The organism is Yinghuangia soli (assembly GCF_021502675.1).
GTDB lineage: Bacteria > Actinomycetota > Actinomycetes > Streptomycetales > Streptomycetaceae > Yinghuangia > Yinghuangia soli.
In genome coordinates, this window is record NZ_JAKFHA010000004.1 from 204,061 (window position 1) to 221,394 (window position 17,334).

The following is a 17,334-nucleotide window of genomic DNA, read 5'->3' on the forward strand; positions in this document are numbered from 1 at the left end:
CGCATTCTGGCGGCCGGGCGCTGCCGGTACCAGGGCGCCCGGCGGGGTAGCGTCGAAGAGAGGTCCATGATCGACGACGCCGGGGAGGCAGGCGCGATGTACCAGCGCGAGGAGGAGCTGACCCTCCGCGAGTACGCCGGGGAGATCCGCGAGCTGGGCTCCCGTTGGCTGGACGGTGTCCTGTCCGACCCGCAGGTCGAGGCGGCCGGGGGAGACGCGGTCTGCTCGCCGGCCGGGCTGTGGCTCGCCCTCGCGGCGATATCCTGCGGCGCGCTGGGCGACACCGCCGACGAGCTGGCCGACCTGGTGGGCCTGGCCGGCCCCGAGGCCGCGCCGCTGGTGACCGCCGTGGCCCGCGACCTGGCCGGCACCGACGCCCTGGCCGCGGCGACGGGCATCTGGAGCCGCGCACCGCTGCGCGAGGAGTTCGCCGCCGGCCTGCCCGACGTCGGATGCGGGCCGCTGGGCGACCCCGCCGCGATCGCCGCCTGGATCCGGGACGCGACCGGCGGACTCGTCGACAAACCCCCGGCCGCCCCCGGCCCGGACACCCGGCTGATCCTCGTGAACGCCCTGGCACTCCGGGCCCGCTGGGCCGAGGCGTTCGCACCCGCCGACACCCGCGAGGCGGTCTTCCGGCCGGCCGCCGGCGAGCCCGCCAGGGTCCGCATGATGTCCCGCACGCTGCCGCATGCCGACGTCTGGACCATCGGGGCGTACGGCGGTTCCGTACACGTCGCCGAGCTCGCGTGCGCCGGCGAGCAGCCCGCGGTGGTCCGCTTCGCGCTCGGCCCCGAGGGCATGCCGCCCGCCACGGTGATGGCCGCGGCCTGGGCCCCGCGCAGCGCGGGCAACCCCGTCCCGTACGAGGAAGTCCGGCTCTCCCTGCCGCGCTTCGAGCTGCGGACCTCGCTCGCGGTGCACGGCCACCTCCCGGCCCTGGGCGTCGAACTGGCGCTCGACGAACACGCTGCGGAGTTCGGCGGACTGTCGTCCGAACACCTGTACCTCCAGCGCGTCGACCAGGAGTGCGTCGTACGCGTGGACGAGGAAGGCGTGCAGGCTGCCGCCGTCACCGACGTGCAGATGGCCTGGATGAGCTACACGCCCCCGCCGCCGACCCTGAACCTCGCCTTCGACCGCCCGTTCGCCTGCGCGGTCATGGACGCCTCGGGCACCGTGCCGCTGTTCGCCGCGTACCAGGCGACCGCGCCGCGCCCCGGCGGGGAACCGGTGGCAGCGCATCCGGCCGGGTAGCGTCGAGGGACGGCCCATGATCACCGAGACGCGAGGCAGGTGCGATGCTCCCGTACGCCGGCGAACCGCACGCGAGCGAACCACGTGCGCGCGAACCGCATCCGACTGAACCGCATCCGACCGAACCGCTCCCGGGTGACTCGTCCCCGAGCGACCTGCACGCGGGCGACCCGGACCCCACCGGGCTCTTCGACGGAGAGCCCGCGCTCCGGCAGTTCTCCGGCGAGATCCGCGAACTGGGCTCCCGGTGGCTGGACAGCGTGCTGTCCGACCCGGCGGTGGCCGCAGCCGGCGGCGACGCGGTCTGCTCCCCGGCCGGCCTCTGGCTCGCCCTCGCGGCCGTCGGATGCGGCGCGCAGGGCGACACCGCGGACGAGCTGGCCGACCTGACCGGCCTCGCCGGACCCGAGGCCGCCCCGGTCGTGACCGCGGTGGCCCGCGAACTCGCGGCCACCGACGCGCTGGCCGCGGCGACCGGCGTCTGGACCCGCGTCCCGCTGCGCGCGTCCCTCGTCGAGGCCCTCCCGGACGTCGCCTTCGGGCCGCTGCGCGACCCGGCCGCGATCGACGCCTGGGTGGCCCGGGAGACCGCCGGGCTGATCGGCGCGCTGCCGTTCCGCCCCGGGCCCGCAACCCTGCTCGTCCTGGTCAACGCCCTTGCGCTGCAAGCCCGCTGGGCCCGGCCCTTCGCCCCGGAGCGGACCCGCGACGCACCCTTCCGCACCGCGCAGGGCACCGAGGCGACCGTCCGCATGATGTCCGCGGACGTCCCGGTCGGCGACGTCTGGACCATCGGCGCGCACGGCGGCGACGTCCACGTCGTGGAACTCGCCTGCGCCGGCGAGAACCCCGCACTGGTGCGCTTCGCCCTGGGCCCCGAGGGGATGCCGCCCGCACCCGTGATGTCCGCCGCCTGGGCACCGCGCCGCGCCGGCACCCCCGCCCCGTACCGGCGGGCCGCCGTGCGGATACCCCGCTTCGGCCTGCGGACCGTCCTCGACGTCACCGCGCACCTGCCCGCCCTCGGCATCACCGCGGCCGCCGACCCGCGGACCGCGGACTTCGGAGGACTGGCCGAAGGGGGCGCGGACGAGGAGTTCTTCGTCGACCGGGTCGGCCAGGAAACCCTGCTGCGCGTCGCCGAGGAGGGCGTCGAGGCGGCCGCGGCCACCTGGGTCGCGACCCGCGGCGGCGCGCCCGCCGCGCCGCCGTCGTTCCTGGAGCTGGTCTACGACCGGCCGTTCGCCTGCGCGGTCATGGACGCGTCGGGCACGGTACCGCTGTTCGCCGCCTACCAGGCGACCGCCCCCGACCCGGGCGAAAACCCTGCCCGGGCCTGACGGGCTCCTCGGGTACGGTCGCGGCATGGCCGAAATCCCCGTCCCCCCGATCCCGTCCACCTCCCGCACGCCGGTCTCGGCGGCGGACGTGGAGTACGCCGTCGCGCTCGCCGTCGCGGCCTTCCGCGGCGCCCCCGCGGACGCCTCGTGGCAGGCCAAGGCGGGCGGCCTGGAGTGGGACTGCTGGGAGACCGGCGAGCACCTCGCCGACGACTTGTTCATCTACGCCGCACTGCTCGCCCCCGCGGTCACCGCGCCCGGCCGGTTCGGCCCCTACCAGGCCTCGGCGGGACGCCCCGGCGGACCCGAGAACACCCTGTTCCTGGACCGCGATTCGGGCCCTGAGGGCATGTACGAGGGACTGGAGGCCATGGCCGCCTACCTGGCCGCCATGGTGGCCACCCGCCCGAACGGCCCGCGCGCGTTCGGCGGCTACGGCCTCACCGACGCCGAGGGCTTCGCGGCCATGGGCGTCGCCGAGACGCTGCTGCACGCGCACGACATCGGCGCCGGACTCGGCGTCGGCTTCACGCCGCCCGCCGACCTGTGCGACCGCACGCTCGGACGGCTCTTCCCCGACGCGCCCGCCGGCACCCAGCGGTGGCAGACCCTGCTGTGGGCCACCGGGCGCGCCGAACTCCCCGGCCACCCGAGCCGGAAGGACGGCTGGACCTGGCACTCCGCGCCCCTGGCCGCCGAGACCGCGCACCCCGTACCGACCGCAGAGGAAGAAGAGGACCCGCAACGTGGCTGACACGCTCGCACCGGCCGGCACCCCGCACTCCGCACCGCGCACCCCCGTCATCGCCGCGGACATCGAGGCGACCATCGCGATCGCCGTCGCCGCACTGTCCGCAGTGCCTGCCGACGCCGACTGGGGTGTGCCCGCCGGTGCCACCGACTGGACCTGCCGCGAGTTCGCCGACCACCTCGTGGACGCACTGTTCAGCTACGCCGCCCAGCTCGCGCCCGGCCGCCCGCCGACCGACGCGTGGGTCCCGTTCCAGGAGGTCCGCGGCCGCGCCGGCGGGCCGTCCGTCATCGTGGCGGCCGACCCCGAAGCGGGCGCCGCAGGAGTGGCGCAGGCCGTCGAGGCGGTGGCCGGCATGGTCGCCGCGCTGGTCGCGCTCCGCGGCCCCGAGGTGCGCTCGTACCACTCGTACGGGATCGCCGACCCCGAGGGCTTCGCAGCCATGACGGTGATCGAGACCCTCGTGCACACGTACGACATCGGCCAAGGCCTCGGGTTCGCGATCACCCCGCCCGAAGACCTGTGCGACCGGGCGCTCGCCCGGCTCTTCCCCGAGGCTCCTGCCGGCACCGGGCGGTGGCAGACGATGCTGTGGGCCACCGGCCGCGCCGAACTCCCCGGCCAGGAGCGCCGGGGCCCCACGTGGCGCTGGCACAGCGCCCCGCTCGGCGAGGCGGTCTGACCCGGGCGCAGCCGACCCGCGGCCTCAGCCCCAGACGCGCTGCGCCGCCGCCCAGGCCCGGCGGGCGAACTCCGCCGGGCCCAGCGCGGCCAGCTCCGGGTTGATCACCTCGACGCTGACCACCCCGTCGAACCCGACCGCGTCCAGCGCGCCGCGGAAGGCGGCCAGGTCGAAGACGCCGTCGCCGGGCATGACCCGGCTGCCCATGCACTCGGTGTAGAGGTCGGCGTCCGCGGCGAGCGCGTGCGGGTGGTCGTCGAGCTGCACGTACGCCAGCTCGTCGGCGGACAGCTCGGCCAGGTCGCCCAACTCGCCCGGGCCGTTGAAGACGTGCCACGAGTCGACCAGCACGCCCGCCCGGTCGGTGCCCGCGTGCCGGACGAGCGTGCGCGCGTCGGCGACCGTCGCGATCGGGCTGAACGGCAGGAACTCCACGGCCGCCTTGCCGCCCGCGGCCGCGATGATCTCCGCGCAGCCCGCGAAAAGGTCCTGGCAGCGGGCGTCCGCCGGGAGCGTCACCATGCCCAGGGCGAACGACGCACCGAACGCGGCCACCGCCTCGGCGACCTGCCGGGCGCCGTCCAGCGTGCCGGGCTCGTCCTCGGCGACCACGAAGCCGAGCATCTCGGGGCAGGACAGGCCGGCGGCGCGCATCTGCGCCGCGAGCTGCTCGTAGGTGCGGCCCGACTCGGCGTACGAGGCCAGCGTGAACGCGTCCAGGCTGAGCGCCTCGAAGCCGGCCGCCCGCACCCCGTCCAGGAGTTCGGCGAAGTCGACGGCCTCCTTCGCGCCCGCGAACGGCGAGAAGGTGAAGGTGTTGAGGCACAGCGTGGGCACGTCGGGACTCCGATCGCCAGGATCACCAGGGACCGCGCGGCAGGGGCGCGGCGCGGGCTGACGCTATCTCAGATACCTGCAACATTCGACGCATCGGTTCGGTTAACCGAACACGCTCGGTCGGGTTCCGGCCCGGCCCGAGCCGCGTGCCCGGTGGCCTGCCACAGCAACGCGCCCGCGTACGACCAATGTCCCCGACGGTGTGGTACTTGTGAGAACGCTCGGACAGACGCCCACATCGCGGAGGCCTTCGGTGAGCAGTGACCGCATGCAGCGCTACGGCATCACCGTCCCGCTGAACGCACCCCTCGGCGAACACCCGCGCCTGGTGCGGGAGCTGACCGCGGCCGGCTACACCGACATCTGGTCCGCCGAGGTCGACGGCCTGGACGGCTTCGCGCCGCTCACCGTCGCCGCACTCGCCGACCCCGGGGTGCGCCTCGGCACCGCGATCGTCTCGCCCTACACGCGCGGCCCCGCGACGCTCGCCATGAGCGCCGCGTCCCTCGCGGAACTGGCCCCCGGGCGCTTCCAGCTCGGCATCGGCTCGGCCTCCCAGCTGATCGTCGAGTCGTGGAACTCCGCCGAGTTCGACCGCCCGTACAAGCGCGTGCGGGACACCGTGCGCTTCCTGCGCGCGGCCTTCAGCGGCGCGAAGGTCACCGAGGAGTACGAGACCTTCTCGGTCCGCGGCTTCCGCCTCACCCGCCCGCCGCAGGTCCCGCCGCAGATCCTGGTCGCCGCGCTGCGCGAGGGCATGCTGCGGCTGGCCGGCCGCGAGGCCGACGGCGCGATCATCAACTGGCTCTCCGCCGACGACGTGCGCGTCGTCGTGCCGCACGTGCACGCGGGCGGCCCGGGCAAGGAGATCGTGGCGCGCATCTTCGTGTGCCCGGTCGACGACCCGGTCCTGGCCCGCTCCATCGGCCGCCGCATGATCACCTCGTACCTCAACGTCCCGGTGTACGCCGAGTTCCACCGCTGGCTGGGCCGCGGCGACGTCCTCAAGCCGATGTGGGACGCCTGGGCCGCGGGCGACCGCAAGAAGGCCCTGGAACTCGTCCCGGACTCCCTGGTCGACGAACTCCTCGTGCACGGCAGCCCCGAGCGCTGCCGCGCGCAGATCCAGGCCTACGTCGACGCCGGCGTCACCGTCCCGGTCCTCGCCGTGATCGACCCGCGCCCCGACGCCGACCCCCTCGAAGCGGCCCTCTGGCTGGCGCCGACGGCCTGAGCCGCGACCCGGCGGGTCGTCAGGGATCGACCGGTCTCACCATGAAGACCCCCGGACGGCCCGCAAGGCCCGCGACGTCGTCCGAGAACCGGGCCGGGTCGGCCAGCTTGACCCGGAACGAGGCCGGCAGGTGCTCGGGCCCGATGTCGTTCTTCTGGGCGGGGTACCGGCGCGAGAACGCGAGGTACGCCTCCTCGGGGCTCTCGTAGAACACTGCGGCGACATCGGGCGAGGACTCCAGGACGCGCCGGATCTCGTCGGTCTGCGCCGCGGCCACCCTCACCACCGCATGCTCGCAAGGCTCGGCGGCATCCTCGGCGAAACGGGACAGCACACCGTCCGCACCGGCGCCGAGAGCAGGCAGAACACCCCGGAGGCCAGGGCCGTTGCGGTGCGGTTTCGTATCGTCCCGAGCATGTCCCGCCCCCGTTCCCCGGCTGCCGGTCGGCCGCCGGGGGAGCGTAGCAGCGGACCAACAGGGGTGTCAGAGCGGGCGGATCATGGTGGTGCGGGGCCAGCGGTCGAGGCCGTGGGCGGCTTCCGCGGTGCGGATTCGGCGTAGGCCCGGGCCCAGTTCGTCGTCGGCGAGAGGGCGGAAGCCCAGGCGGGTGTAGTACGGGGCGTTCCACGGGACGTCGCGGAATGTGGTGAGGGTGAGGGCCGGGAGGCCGTGCGCTGCGGCGTGTTCGGCGGCGTGGTCGATGAGGGCGCGGCCGAGGCCTTGGCGGGCGTGGTCGGCGTGCACCGAGACCTGCTCGATGTGCAGGTTGCCGTCGATCTCTTCGGCGATGAGGTACGCAGCCGGCTCGGGGGAGCCGTCCGGGACCGCGACCCAGGCGCGTCCGGCCTTGGCGTACGCGGCGAGTTCGTCGGTGCCCGGCGGGGCGTCGTCGGCGACCTCGGGCATGCCGATGTCCCGGAAGCAGGCTCCGGCGGAGCGTTCGATGTCCTGCAGCCGCGCCAGATCCGGCCCGGCTGCGGTGCGGATCAGCATGCGCTCAGTGTGGCACGGCGCACGGGTGCGGCCGCTTGACCGATTGTCTTAACGTTGAGATATATTCTCTTAGCGTTAAGAAATTGAGAAGCGGACGGCATTTGCCGTCGGCCAGGGGAAGGGGGCGCTCGTATGCGCATCACCGTGTTCGGCGCGGCGGGAAGCGTGGGCAGCAGGGTCGCCGCGGAGGCGTCGGCCCGAGGCCACGAGGTCACCGGGGTGGTACGAAGCCGGGCCAGGCTGGCCGAGTTGCCGTCCGGGGTGCACGGCCGGGTCGGCGATGCGGCCGAGCCGCAGGACGTGGCCCGGCTCGCGGCCGGGCAGGATCTCGTGGTCTCGGCCACCCGGCCCGCCCCCGGCCAGGAGGCCGAACTCGTCGCGGCCACCCGCGGCCTGCTGGCCGGACTCGCGGGCAGCGGCGTGCGCCTGCTCCTGGTAGGCGGCGCCGGCAGCCTCAGGATCCCGGGCGGCGGCGGGCTCACCGTCGTGGACGGGCCGGATTTCCCGCCGAGTTGGCGGCCCATCGCGCTCGCCTGCAACGACCAGCTGGACGCCGTCACCGCCGACTCCGGCGCAGTGGACTGGGCCTACCTGAGCCCGCCCGCGATCCTCGAGCCGGGGGAGCGCACCGGGGCCTACCGGCTCGGCACGGACGAGCTGGTCGTCGCCGCGGACGGCACCTCGTCCATCTCGGTCGAGGACCTCGCCGTCGCGCTCGTCGACGAAGCAGAGCGGCCCAAGCACCACCGGGTCCGCTTCACGGTCGGCTACTGAGGCGGTCGCGAGCCGCTATCGGCGGCGGCCGGGCCGGGGCGGGCGCCGGGCGGCGCGGCACAGAGCCGACGGCCCGGACGGCTCGGGCGCTGAGAAAGGCGCGAACGGTCCGAACGCCCCGGACGGCCCGGACGGGGCCGGCTGCGGCGCGGCAGCGTCCGGCGAACTCCCGGCGTCGAAGCCGGGATACGGGACGGCCGGCACGATGACCGCCGCCGGAGGCGCGGTCGCGGGCCGGAGGGGTGCGGAGAACGATCTGCGGTACATGGCCGATGGATCTCCCGTACGGCCCGGTTCAGACAGGCGTGCGAGTGCACGTCAGCCGCACGGTCCATCAAGTTGACCGGCTCGGCGGTACCGATGTCATGAGTCGGCCACAAGCCCGCGTCCACCAGGGTGTCGCCTTGCGGCCGGTGGGCGCGCGGCCCGCCCGCGCACTGTCGGGGTGCGCGGGCGGGGCGGCCGGTCAGAGGCCGAGGACCCGTAGCGCGTTGGTGCGCAGGAACTTCGGCCAGACCTCGTCCTTGAACGGCACGTTGGGCAGCTCGGCGAAGATCCGGTCCAGCGTCAGGCCGTACGGGAAGTACCCGGCGTACATGATCTTGTCGGCGCCGCGCGTGTTCGCGTAGTCGACGATCTCGCGCGGGTAGTGCTTCGGTGCGAACGCGGACGAGGACCAGTGCAGGCCGGGCCACTTGAGCATCAGCTTCACGGCCAGGTCGCACCACGGCTCGCCGCCGTGCCGCATCACCACGGTCAGCTCCGGGAAGTCGTAGCAGACCTGGTCGAACCGCATGACGTCCTGCGCGGTGGCGGGCACCCGCGGACCCGGGATGCCGGCGTTCACGAAGACCGGCAGCCCGAGGTCGATGCACGCCGCGTACAGCGGGTAGGCGAGCCGGTCGTCGACCGGGACCGGGGGAGTGCAGCCGCACGGGAAGAAGGACGCCGCGACCACGCCGGCCTCCTCGCGGGCCCGGCGCAGCGCCCGTACGCCTTCCATGATGTTCGTCGGGTCGACCTGGAAGCTGCCCAGCAGGCGGTCCGGGTGGCGGCGTACCGCCTCGACGGTGTCCGCATCGTCGAAGCTGACCGGAATCAGCGCCTTCTCGATGCCGAACCGGTCCATTTCATGGAGCAAATCATCAGAAGACGTGGCAGAACGCTCAACCTCAGGTAGAGCTTTGAACATGTATCCGGCCGGGTGGGTCATGCCGCTGCGGCTGTCCTCGTCGCGCAGCGTGCCCGCCATCGCGGTCGCCCACCAGCGGCGGTCGCGGTTCGGCAGGCCCATCAGCAGATCGACGACCCCCAGGTCCGAGATGTCGGACGGAAATCCCATGGCTGCGCACCCTCCTGCAGGTTCCGGCGCCGCGCGGCGGCCCGGAGCCGCCCGGGGCGCCCCCGAGGCGCCCCCGAGACGCCGGAGCCCCGACGGCGCGCGGCCGCCGGGACTCCGGAAATGAATCGATATGACGCTATGACGAGATGATCATGCTGAGATGATCACGCCGAGATGATCATGGTGAGATCGGCTAGCGCGTCACGATGATCGACGAGCCGTGCCCGAACAGGCCCTGGTTCGCGGTGATGCCGACCTTCGCGTTCGCCACCTGCCGGGCGCCGGCCTGGCCGCGCAGCTGCCAGGTCAGTTCGCAGACCTGGGCGATGGCCTGCGCGGGGACCGCCTCGCCGAACGAGCCGAGGCCGCCCGAGGCGTTGACCGGGATGCGGCCGGTGACCTCGGTCGCGCCGTCCCGCAGCAGCTTCTCGGCCTCGCCGCGGCCGCAGATCGCCAGGTCCTCGATCCAGTCCAGCTCGAGCGCGGTGGACAGGTCGTAGACCTCGGCCAGGCTCAGGTCCTCGGGGCCGAGGCCGGCCTCCTCGTACGCGGCGTGCGCGAGCGAGGCGCGGAAGGACAGGTCGTTCGGCTGCACGGCGGCCGACGAGTCCGTCGCGATGTCGGGCATCTCGATGACCGCGCTGGGGAAGGTCGGGGTGACCGTGGAGACCGCCGAGATGCGCACCGGGTTGGTGGTCCGCTTGGCGGCGAACTCCTTGCTGCACAGCACGACTGCCGCGGCACCGTCCGAGGTGGCGCAGATGTCCATCAGGCGCAGCGGGTCGGCGACCACCGGGGAGGCCGCGACGTCCTCGAGGGTGAACGCCTTCTTGTAGCGGGCGTTCGGGTTGTGCAGGCCGTTCTTGGCGTTCTTGACCTTGACCTTGGCAAAGTCCTCGACGGTCGCGCCGTACAGGTCGATGCGGCGGCGCGCGTACAGCCCGAAGTAGGTCGGGTTGGTGGCGCCGAGCACGTGGAAGCGCACCCAGTCCGGGTCGTCCGGGCGGTCGCCGCCGACCGGCGCGAAGAAGCCCTTGGGGGCGGCGTCGGCGCCGACCACCAGCGCGACGTCGACCAGGCCCGCGAGGATGTTGGCACGCGCGTTGGCGATGGCCTGCGAGCCGGACGCGCACGCGGCGTACGAGCTGGAGACGCGCGCGCCGGTCCAGCCGAGCGCCTGCGCGAAGGTGGCGCCCGCGACGAAGCCCGGGTAGCCGTTGCGGATGGTGTCCGCGCCCGCGACGTACTGGATGTCGCGCCAGTCGAGACCGGCGTCGGCGAGCGCGGCCTGCGCGGCCGTGATGCCGTACTCGACGAAGTTGCGGCCCCACTTGCCCCACGGGTGCATGCCCGCACCGAGGACGACGACCTCACGTTCGCGTGTCATGCGGAGGCTCCCGTCGGCTTGAACTTCCAGGTGGTGAAGACCTGGTCCTCGGTCTCGTACAGCACGCCCGGGACGATCTCGACCTCGGCGCCGACGGTCAGGTCGTCGACCGTGATGCCCGGCTCGGCCTGGCCGAGGACGATCATGCCCTCCTCGGCGAGCTGCACCGCGACGATGGTGAACGGCACCCACTCGACGTCCGGGTCGGACACGTACGGGGCGGGCGGCCGGTATCCGGCGTTGGTGTACGACCACACGGTGCCGCGGCCCGAGAGCTTGAGCTCCTCGAACTCGGTGCCCGCGCACGCGGGGTTCTTGCAGAACGTGTCCTGCCGGGGGAAGAACACGGTCCCGCAGGCGGTACACCGGGTGCCGAGGAGGCGGAAGTCCTCGTCGTCCGTGGTGAACCAGCCGGGGACCACAGGCTTGTGGTCCTTCATCGCCTGGGCCTCCTTCGTCTCGGGTGCAGTCCTCTCCGGGACGGGCGGCCGGGAGGGCCGGGCCGGGGCCGGTGGAGGCTGGCGGTTGCTCGGGCAGGGGCCGCGAAGGCCCCCACCCTATTCTGACGGTACGTCAGTTACCCGAGGCAAGGTGGTGGGCAGTAGCCCTGCTCACACCCCTGCTCACACGCCGCGCGCGGCCGGCGGCCGGTAGTCGCGCGGGACCAGCCCGGAACGCCGCCACAGCGCCAGTCCTGGGCCGCCCATCAGGTCGTTCTCCTCGAAGAAGCGCACCAGCCGCTTGGCCCAGTCCTGCATGGTCTGATTGCGGTGCGGGTTGGCCAGCGCCTCGCGCCGGGCGGTCTTCGGGTCCAGCCCGACCGCCGCGTAGACCTCCGGGTGGATCAGGTGCAGCGAGATGACGTGCGCCGAGCGCGCGATGATCAGCCGGGTGAGCGCCATCTCGGCCTTGTTCAGGCGCGGCGCGCGGCGGATGACCTCCTCGCGGGCATACCGCACGTGCCGGGCCTCCTCGATCACGTGGATGCGCGAGACGTTGCGGGTCAGCGGCTGGATGGCCTCGTCCTGCATCATCTCGCGCTGCGCGGTGTCCAGGATCTCCTCGGCGATCAGCGCGCACGCGAAGGTCTGGATGCCCATGCCGACGGTCTTCATCAGCCGGCCCAGCTCGTGGGCGTGCCGGCGGGGGCGGTAGTTCGGGCACTCGAACTTCTCGACCATGCGGCCGAACATCGTCGAATGCCGGCACTCGTCGGCTATCTCGGTGAAGGCGTACTGGACATGACGGCTCGTCATGTCCTGGTCGTAGGCATGCCTGATGAGCAGCTGCATCAGGATCACCTCGAACCAGATCCCGACGCTCGCGGTGCTGGCGACCTCGTGCCGGGTCAGGTCGATGCGCTGCTGCCGGCTCATCCGCTCCCAGGTGCGGGTGCCGTAGAGCGTGCAGCGCTTCTCGTCGATGAAGAACGTGTCGGGCAGCAGCGGGGCGTCCCAGTCGATCTCGGTCAGCGGGTCGAACGAGTTCTTCGCGGACGCCGCCAGCAGGCGCTCCGCGGTCAGTTCGCGGTCCTTGGTGCCTTCCTTGACCGGCATACGCGGCCTCCTCGTCGTCCGTGGCCGTCCAGGGTGGTCCGGCGGGCGCGGGGCAGCGCGGCCTCGCCGTGTGGTGTTACCGCAAGTAACATCCCGCCTGAGGCGGCAACCTGTCAACCGTCCGGCGGCGCGCCGCAGGGTGCGCGGCGGCCCTGCGGGTGGCATCCTCGGGCCCGGTCCCGAGTACCGAACGCCCGGAGGTGTGCGCATGACCGCCGTACCCGAGCCGTCCGCCGAGCCGCCCGCCGCGGCGCCCGAGATCCTGTGGCGGCCCTCCGAGGAACGCGTCCGCACCGCCCGCATCACCGACTTCGCGGCCCGGGTCGCCGAGGACCGCGGCCTGGAGCCGTTCGCGGACTACGCCGACCTGTGGGCCTGGTCGGTCTCCGAACCGGACGCCTTCTGGGGCTCGGTCTGCGCCTACTTCGACGTCGCCTTCTCGGCCCCGCCGATGCGCATCCTCGCGGCCGCCGACATGCCCGGCGCCACCTGGTTCCCCGGCGCCCGGCTCAACTACGCCCGGCACGCGCTGCGGCGCGCCGAGACCCACCCGGACGAGACCGCCCTCGTGCACATCGACGAGACTCTCGTCCCGCGCGACGTCACCTGGGGCGAACTGCGCCGCCGCACCGCCGCCTTCGCCCACCACCTGCGCGAACTCGGGGTGGGCCCGGGGGACCGGGTCGCGGCCTACCTGCCCAACATCCCCGAGGCCGTCGTCGCCCTGCTGGCCTGCGCGAGCATCGGCGCCGTCTGGTCCTCCTGCGCCCCCGACTTCGGCGCCCGCAGCGTCCTGGACCGGCTGCAGCAGATCGAACCCGCCGTGCTCATCGCCGCGGACGGCTACCGCTACGCCGGCAAGGAGATCGACCGGCGCGCCGAAGTCGCCGAACTGCGCCGCGAACTCCCGACCGTCCGGCACACCGTGCACGTCCCGCTGCTCGGCACCCCGGCCCCCGACGGCGCCCTTGCCTGGGACGACCTGGTCAAGGGCGAGCACGAGGACGACTTCGAACCCGTCGACTTCGACTACCCGCTGTGGATCCTCTACTCGTCCGGCACCACCGGCCTGCCCAAGGCCATCGTGCAGGGCCACGGCGGCATCCTCCTCGAGCACCTCAAGCACAACGCCCTGCATCTGGACCTCGGCCCCGGCGACCGGTTCTTCTGGTTCACCTCGACCGGCTGGATGATGTGGAACCTGCTGGTCGGCGGCCTCCTCGTCGGGTCGACGATCGTGCTCTACGACGGCAGCCCCGGCCACCCCGGCCCCGACGTCCAGTGGACCGTCGCGGAACGCACCGGCGCGACGGTCTACGGCACCTCCGCTGCGTACGTCATGGCCTGCCGCAAGCGCGGCCTGCGCCCCCGCGAGACCCACGACCTGGCCAAGGTCCGCTGCATCGGCACCACCGGCTCGCCGCTCCCGCCGGACGGCTTCCGCTGGGTCTACGAGGACGCCGCCCCCGACGTCTGGCTCGCCTCGGTCAGCGGTGGCACCGACGTGTGCAGCGCCTTCATCGGCGGCGTCCCCACCCTCCCCGTCCACCTCGGCGAACTGCAGGCCCGGCACCTCGGCTGCGCGGTGCACGCCTGGGACGAGAACGGCAACCCGGTCGTCGACCAGGTCGGCGAACTGGTCCTCACCGCCCCCATGCCGTCCATGCCCACCCGCTTCTGGAACGACCCGGACAACGAGCGGTACAAGGCCAGCTACTTCGACACGTACCCCGGCGTCTGGCGGCACGGCGACTGGATCACCGTCACCTCCCGCGGCACTGTCGTGGTGCACGGCCGCTCCGACTCCACCCTCAACCGGCAGGGCGTCCGGATGGGCTCCGCGGACATCTACGAGGCCGTCGAGCGCATCCCCGAGATCGCCGAATCCCTCGTCGTCGGCATCGAGCAGGCCGACGGCGGCTACTGGATGCCGCTCTTCGTCGTCCCCGCCCCCGGCATCGAACTCGACGACGCGCTGCGCGAGCGCATCAAGCACGTCATCCGCACCGAGGTCTCCCCGCGGCACGTCCCCGACGAGATCATCGCGGCGCCCGGCGTTCCGCACACCCTCACCGGCAAGCGCATCGAGATCCCGGTCAAGAAGCTGCTGCAAGGCCGCGCCCTCGACGACGCGGTCAACCCGGGATCGGTGGACGACATGGAGGTGCTGGGCTTCTACGCCCGCCTCGGCGCGGCCCGCAGCGCGGCGAAAGCCGGTCCCGAGCAGCCGCCGCAGGCGGGCCCCGAGGCACCGCCGCAGGAGTGAACCGGGAGCCGGTCCGGCCCTGCCGATGAGTTTCCGGGCCCGCCGCGGTCTACCACTCGACGGAGCACCAGAGGACACGACCGACACACCGGGAGCACGCCATGGGCCGCATCGGCATCGAACTGTTCGCCACCCTCGACCTCGTCGGGCAGGCCCCGGGGGCCCCGACGAGGACCCCGAGGGGTTCCCGTTCGGCGGCTGGCAGGCGCCGCTGTTCGACGAGGTCTCCGGGGCGCGCGTCCTGGCCGCCTACAAGGGCACCGACGCCCTCCTGCTCGGCCGGCGCACGTACGACATCTTCGCCGCGTACTGGCCGTACCAGGAGGGCGGCCAGGACAACGAGATCGCCGAGCTGTTCAACCGCATCCCCAAGTACGTGGCCTCGCGCGGCAAGCCCGACCTGACCTGGGCCGGGTCCACTCAGCTCGGCCCGGACCTGCCCGCCGCGGTCCGCGAGATCCGGGACCGGCACGAGCAGATCAAGGTCGTCGGCAGCCTGGACCTCGTGCAGACGCTGCTCCGCGAGCGGCTCTTCGACGAGATCGACCTGTGGCTGCACCCGGTCACGCTCGGCGTCGGCAAGAAGGTCTTCGACGGCGGCGTGGTGCCCGCGAACCTCACCCTGCTCGAACCGCCCGCGGCCGGCCCCAAGGGCGTCGTGAACCTGCGCTACGGACTCGCCGAAGGCACCCCGCAGACCGGCGACATGAGCGAGCCGCGGGAGGGCTGAGCACCCGCGCCGGCCGTATCGCCGGCACCGGCGGGCGCCCCGGCCCGGCACACCCGTACGGGTGACCGCCGAATGGCAGCCGGGACGCCCGCCGGGCGATGATGCCGAACATGTACCGGCCCCGAGGCAACCGGACCCTGTCCGCGCGCTTATGGCTCCCGCTCGGCCTGGTCCTCGCCGCCGCCGCGGCGACCGCCTGGGTGTGGACCGTACGGCACCAGCCCGACTGGCTGTGGCGGCTCATAGACCTCCAGGTCTACGACGCGGCCGGCGACACCCTCCAGCGCAGCCAGCACCGGCTCTACACGCGCCGCTTCGGCGACGGCAAGCTGCCCTTCATCTACCCGCCGTTCGCCGCCCTGGTCTTCTACAAACTGCCGTTCGCGTTCGGCACCCTCAAGCTCTTCGTCACCGGACTGAGCGCCGCGTCCCTCGTCGCCGTGGTCTGGGCCTCGTGGGGCATGCTCGGCTACCGCCGCGACCTCGGCCGGGCCGGCGCCACGCTGGTCGTGGCCGCCGTCGCGCTGTGGCTCGAACCGGTCCAGCAGACCCTGATCTTCGGCCAGGTCAACCTGATCCTGATGGCCGCGGTCGTGCTCGACCTCGCCCAACCCGACGCCCGCTGGTGGAAGGGCGTCGGCATCGGCCTGGCCACCGGCTTCAAGCTCACCCCCGCGATCTTCGTGGTCTACCTGCTGCTCACCCGGCGCTTCCGGGCTGCCGCGGTCGCGGCCGGCACCTTCGCCGCGACCGTGCTCGGCGCCTGGGCACTCGTCCCGCGCGCCTCGCGCACCTTCTGGTCCGACGTCATGGGCATCGGCGACCAGGTCGGCCAGGGCTTCATCTCGAACCAGTCGCTCAACGGCATGCTGCGCCGCGTCTTCGCCGAAGGCCCCGCCGAGAAGCCCCTGTGGCTGCTCCTCGCCGCCGCGACCGCCGTGCTCGGCATGGGCGCCGCCGTCCTCCTGTCCCGGCAGGGCCGCGAGCTCGCCGCGGTGCTCACCTGCGCGGTCACCGGACTCCTCGTCTCGCCGATCTCGTGGACCCACCACTGGGTCTGGGTCGTCCCGGCCCTGGTCCTGGCCGTGCACCTCGCCCTCACCCGGGCCCGGACCGCCGGACCGCCCCCGCTGCGCGCCGCCTGGCCGCTGCTCCCGCTCGTGCTCGCGCTGCTCGCCTTCGCCTGGCCCATGTCCCTGCCCGGCCGCCCCGCACTGACCCCGCAGGGCCTGCTGTGGCGGCTGCCGTACGACGCGGGCCGCGAGCACCACTGGACGCCGGTGCAGTTCCTGGCCGGCAACGCGTACGTCTTCGCCGGCCTCCTGATCGTCGGGCTCGCCGCCCGGACCGCCTGGCGCGGCCACCGCGCCGGAGCCGGGCGCGGCGGCCCGCACCGGGGGCGTGCGTCGGCCGGCGGCCCCCACCCGGATACGCTCGAGGCGTCAGTGCCCACCGGCGGTCGTACGCCCTGATCAGGAGACACGAGTGGTCGAGGCGTCACCGTCCCGCGCATCCGAGCCCCGCGAAACCGACGGGTCCGGCCCGGCAGGCGGCAACCCGGTCACCACCGACCGGATCTTCACCATCCCGAACCTGCTGAGCTTCGCGCGCCTGCTCGGGGTGCCGGTGTTCCTGTGGCTGATCCTGTGGCCCGAGTTCGGCGGCCCCAAGCACGACGTGGCCGCGCTCGTCATCCTGATGGTCAGCGGCTTCACCGACTGGCTGGACGGCAAGCTGGCCCGCAAGTGGAACCAGATCAGCCGGCTCGGCCAGATCCTCGACCCCGCGGCCGACCGGCTCTACATCATCTCCACGCTGATCGGCCTGACCGTCCGGGACATCCTGCCGCTGTGGGTGACCGGCATCCTGGTGGCCCGGGAACTGTTCATCGCCGCGCTGTTCCCGTACCTGCGGGCGCACGGCTACGGCCTCCTCCCGGTGAGCTTCATCGGCAAGGCGGCCACCTTCAACCTCATGTACTCCTTCCCCTGCCTGCTGCTCAGCGACGGCACCGGACGTGTCGCAACTCTCGCGGCGATCTTCGGGTGGGCCTTCGCGTGGTGGGGTATCGCCCTCTACTGGTGGGCAGGAGTCCTGTACGCGGTCCAGGCCCGGCGCCTGGTGTCCGAGGTGAAACAGGCAGAGGCCGGCTACGCGTAGCACGGCCCTGCCTTGCCGCCCGCG

At 73.2% G+C, this 17,334-nt stretch carries 16 protein-coding genes and 1 pseudogene; 10 read left to right on the plus strand and 7 right to left on the minus strand.

Annotation, left to right across the window (positions count from 1 at the left end):
- Positions 1-66 precede the first annotated feature (66 nt).
- From LZ495_RS09890 to LZ495_RS09905, 4 genes are read left to right on the plus strand one after another with little or no spacing between them, the layout of a single operon-like run.
- Positions 67-1,257, plus strand: a complete 1,191-nt coding sequence (locus LZ495_RS09890) for a serpin family protein (RefSeq protein WP_235051670.1) — start codon at positions 67-69, stop codon at positions 1,255-1,257.
- 44 nt (positions 1,258-1,301) lie between these two features.
- Positions 1,302-2,597, plus strand: coding sequence for a serpin family protein (locus LZ495_RS09895; RefSeq protein WP_235051671.1), 1,296 nt, complete (start codon positions 1,302-1,304; stop codon positions 2,595-2,597).
- Positions 2,598-2,622: 25 nt separating this feature from the next.
- Positions 2,623-3,351 carry a hypothetical protein gene (locus LZ495_RS09900; RefSeq protein ID WP_235051672.1) on the plus strand — a complete coding sequence of 243 codons (729 nt, stop codon included), beginning with the start codon at positions 2,623-2,625 and terminating at the stop codon, positions 3,349-3,351.
- Positions 3,344-4,030: a maleylpyruvate isomerase N-terminal domain-containing protein gene (locus LZ495_RS09905; protein WP_235051673.1), complete on the plus strand. Its 687-nt coding sequence runs from the start codon at positions 3,344-3,346 to the stop codon at positions 4,028-4,030. The genes LZ495_RS09900 and LZ495_RS09905 overlap by 8 nt, the downstream gene beginning before the upstream one ends.
- A gap of 24 nt (positions 4,031-4,054) precedes the next feature.
- Here the strand turns inward: LZ495_RS09905 and LZ495_RS09910 are convergent, their stop codons facing one another.
- Positions 4,055-4,867 (minus strand): sugar phosphate isomerase/epimerase family protein, encoded by an 813-nt coding sequence (locus LZ495_RS09910; RefSeq protein ID WP_235051674.1) that lies wholly within the window; start codon positions 4,865-4,867, stop codon positions 4,055-4,057.
- Positions 4,868-5,120: 253 nt separating this feature from the next.
- On the opposite strand from LZ495_RS09910, the gene LZ495_RS09915 reads away from it, so the two are divergent.
- Positions 5,121-6,101: an LLM class F420-dependent oxidoreductase gene (locus LZ495_RS09915; protein WP_235051675.1), complete on the plus strand. Its 981-nt coding sequence runs from the start codon at positions 5,121-5,123 to the stop codon at positions 6,099-6,101.
- Between the two features lie 19 nt (positions 6,102-6,120).
- On the opposite strand, the gene LZ495_RS09920 is transcribed toward LZ495_RS09915, so the two are convergent.
- The gene (locus tag LZ495_RS09920; protein WP_235051676.1) at positions 6,121-6,384 is read right to left on the minus strand and encodes a permease-like cell division protein FtsX; all 264 of its coding nucleotides are present in this window, start codon (positions 6,382-6,384) and stop codon (positions 6,121-6,123) included.
- Positions 6,385-6,585: 201 nt separating this feature from the next.
- Positions 6,586-7,095 (minus strand): GNAT family N-acetyltransferase, encoded by a 510-nt coding sequence (locus tag LZ495_RS09925; protein ID WP_235051677.1) that lies wholly within the window; start codon positions 7,093-7,095, stop codon positions 6,586-6,588.
- 132 nt (positions 7,096-7,227) lie between these two features.
- Between LZ495_RS09925 and LZ495_RS09930 the strand changes: the two genes are divergently transcribed.
- The gene (locus LZ495_RS09930) at positions 7,228-7,869 is read left to right on the plus strand and encodes an NAD(P)-dependent oxidoreductase (protein WP_235051678.1); all 642 of its coding nucleotides are present in this window, start codon (positions 7,228-7,230) and stop codon (positions 7,867-7,869) included.
- A gap of 466 nt (positions 7,870-8,335) precedes the next feature.
- On the opposite strand, the gene LZ495_RS09935 is transcribed toward LZ495_RS09930, so the two are convergent.
- The 4 genes from LZ495_RS09935 to LZ495_RS09950 all read right to left on the minus strand — a co-directional run bounded on the left by LZ495_RS09935 (position 8,336) and on the right by LZ495_RS09950 (position 12,154).
- Entirely contained in the window at positions 8,336-9,211 is an 876-nt protein-coding gene (locus LZ495_RS09935; RefSeq protein ID WP_235051679.1) for an amidohydrolase family protein, read from the minus strand.
- Between the two features lie 193 nt (positions 9,212-9,404).
- The gene (locus LZ495_RS09940) at positions 9,405-10,598 is read right to left on the minus strand and encodes a lipid-transfer protein (RefSeq protein WP_235051680.1); all 1,194 of its coding nucleotides are present in this window, start codon (positions 10,596-10,598) and stop codon (positions 9,405-9,407) included.
- Complete coding sequence (locus LZ495_RS09945; RefSeq protein ID WP_235051681.1) at positions 10,595-11,038, minus strand: Zn-ribbon domain-containing OB-fold protein; 444 nt, start codon at positions 11,036-11,038, stop codon at positions 10,595-10,597. The genes LZ495_RS09940 and LZ495_RS09945 overlap by 4 nt, the downstream gene beginning before the upstream one ends.
- A gap of 183 nt (positions 11,039-11,221) precedes the next feature.
- Positions 11,222-12,154, minus strand: a complete 933-nt coding sequence (locus LZ495_RS09950; protein ID WP_235051694.1) for an AurF N-oxygenase family protein — start codon at positions 12,152-12,154, stop codon at positions 11,222-11,224.
- A 208-nt stretch (positions 12,155-12,362) separates the two neighbouring features.
- Between LZ495_RS09950 and LZ495_RS09955 the strand changes: the two genes are divergently transcribed.
- The 4 genes and pseudogenes from LZ495_RS09955 to clsA all read left to right on the plus strand — a co-directional run bounded on the left by LZ495_RS09955 (position 12,363) and on the right by clsA (position 17,310).
- On the plus strand, positions 12,363-14,420 hold the full coding sequence (locus tag LZ495_RS09955; RefSeq protein WP_235051696.1) for an acetoacetate--CoA ligase: 2,058 nt from the start codon (positions 12,363-12,365) through the stop codon (positions 14,418-14,420).
- Positions 14,421-14,521: 101 nt separating this feature from the next.
- Positions 14,522-15,150: pseudogene (locus tag LZ495_RS09960) on the plus strand (dihydrofolate reductase family protein).
- A 110-nt stretch (positions 15,151-15,260) separates the two neighbouring features.
- On the plus strand, positions 15,261-16,622 hold the full coding sequence (locus LZ495_RS09965; RefSeq protein WP_235051699.1) for a glycosyltransferase 87 family protein: 1,362 nt from the start codon (positions 15,261-15,263) through the stop codon (positions 16,620-16,622).
- A 103-nt stretch (positions 16,623-16,725) separates the two neighbouring features.
- Entirely contained in the window at positions 16,726-17,310 is a 585-nt protein-coding gene (gene clsA, locus LZ495_RS09970; RefSeq protein ID WP_235051944.1) for a cardiolipin synthase ClsA, read from the plus strand.
- Positions 17,311-17,334 lie beyond the last annotated feature (24 nt).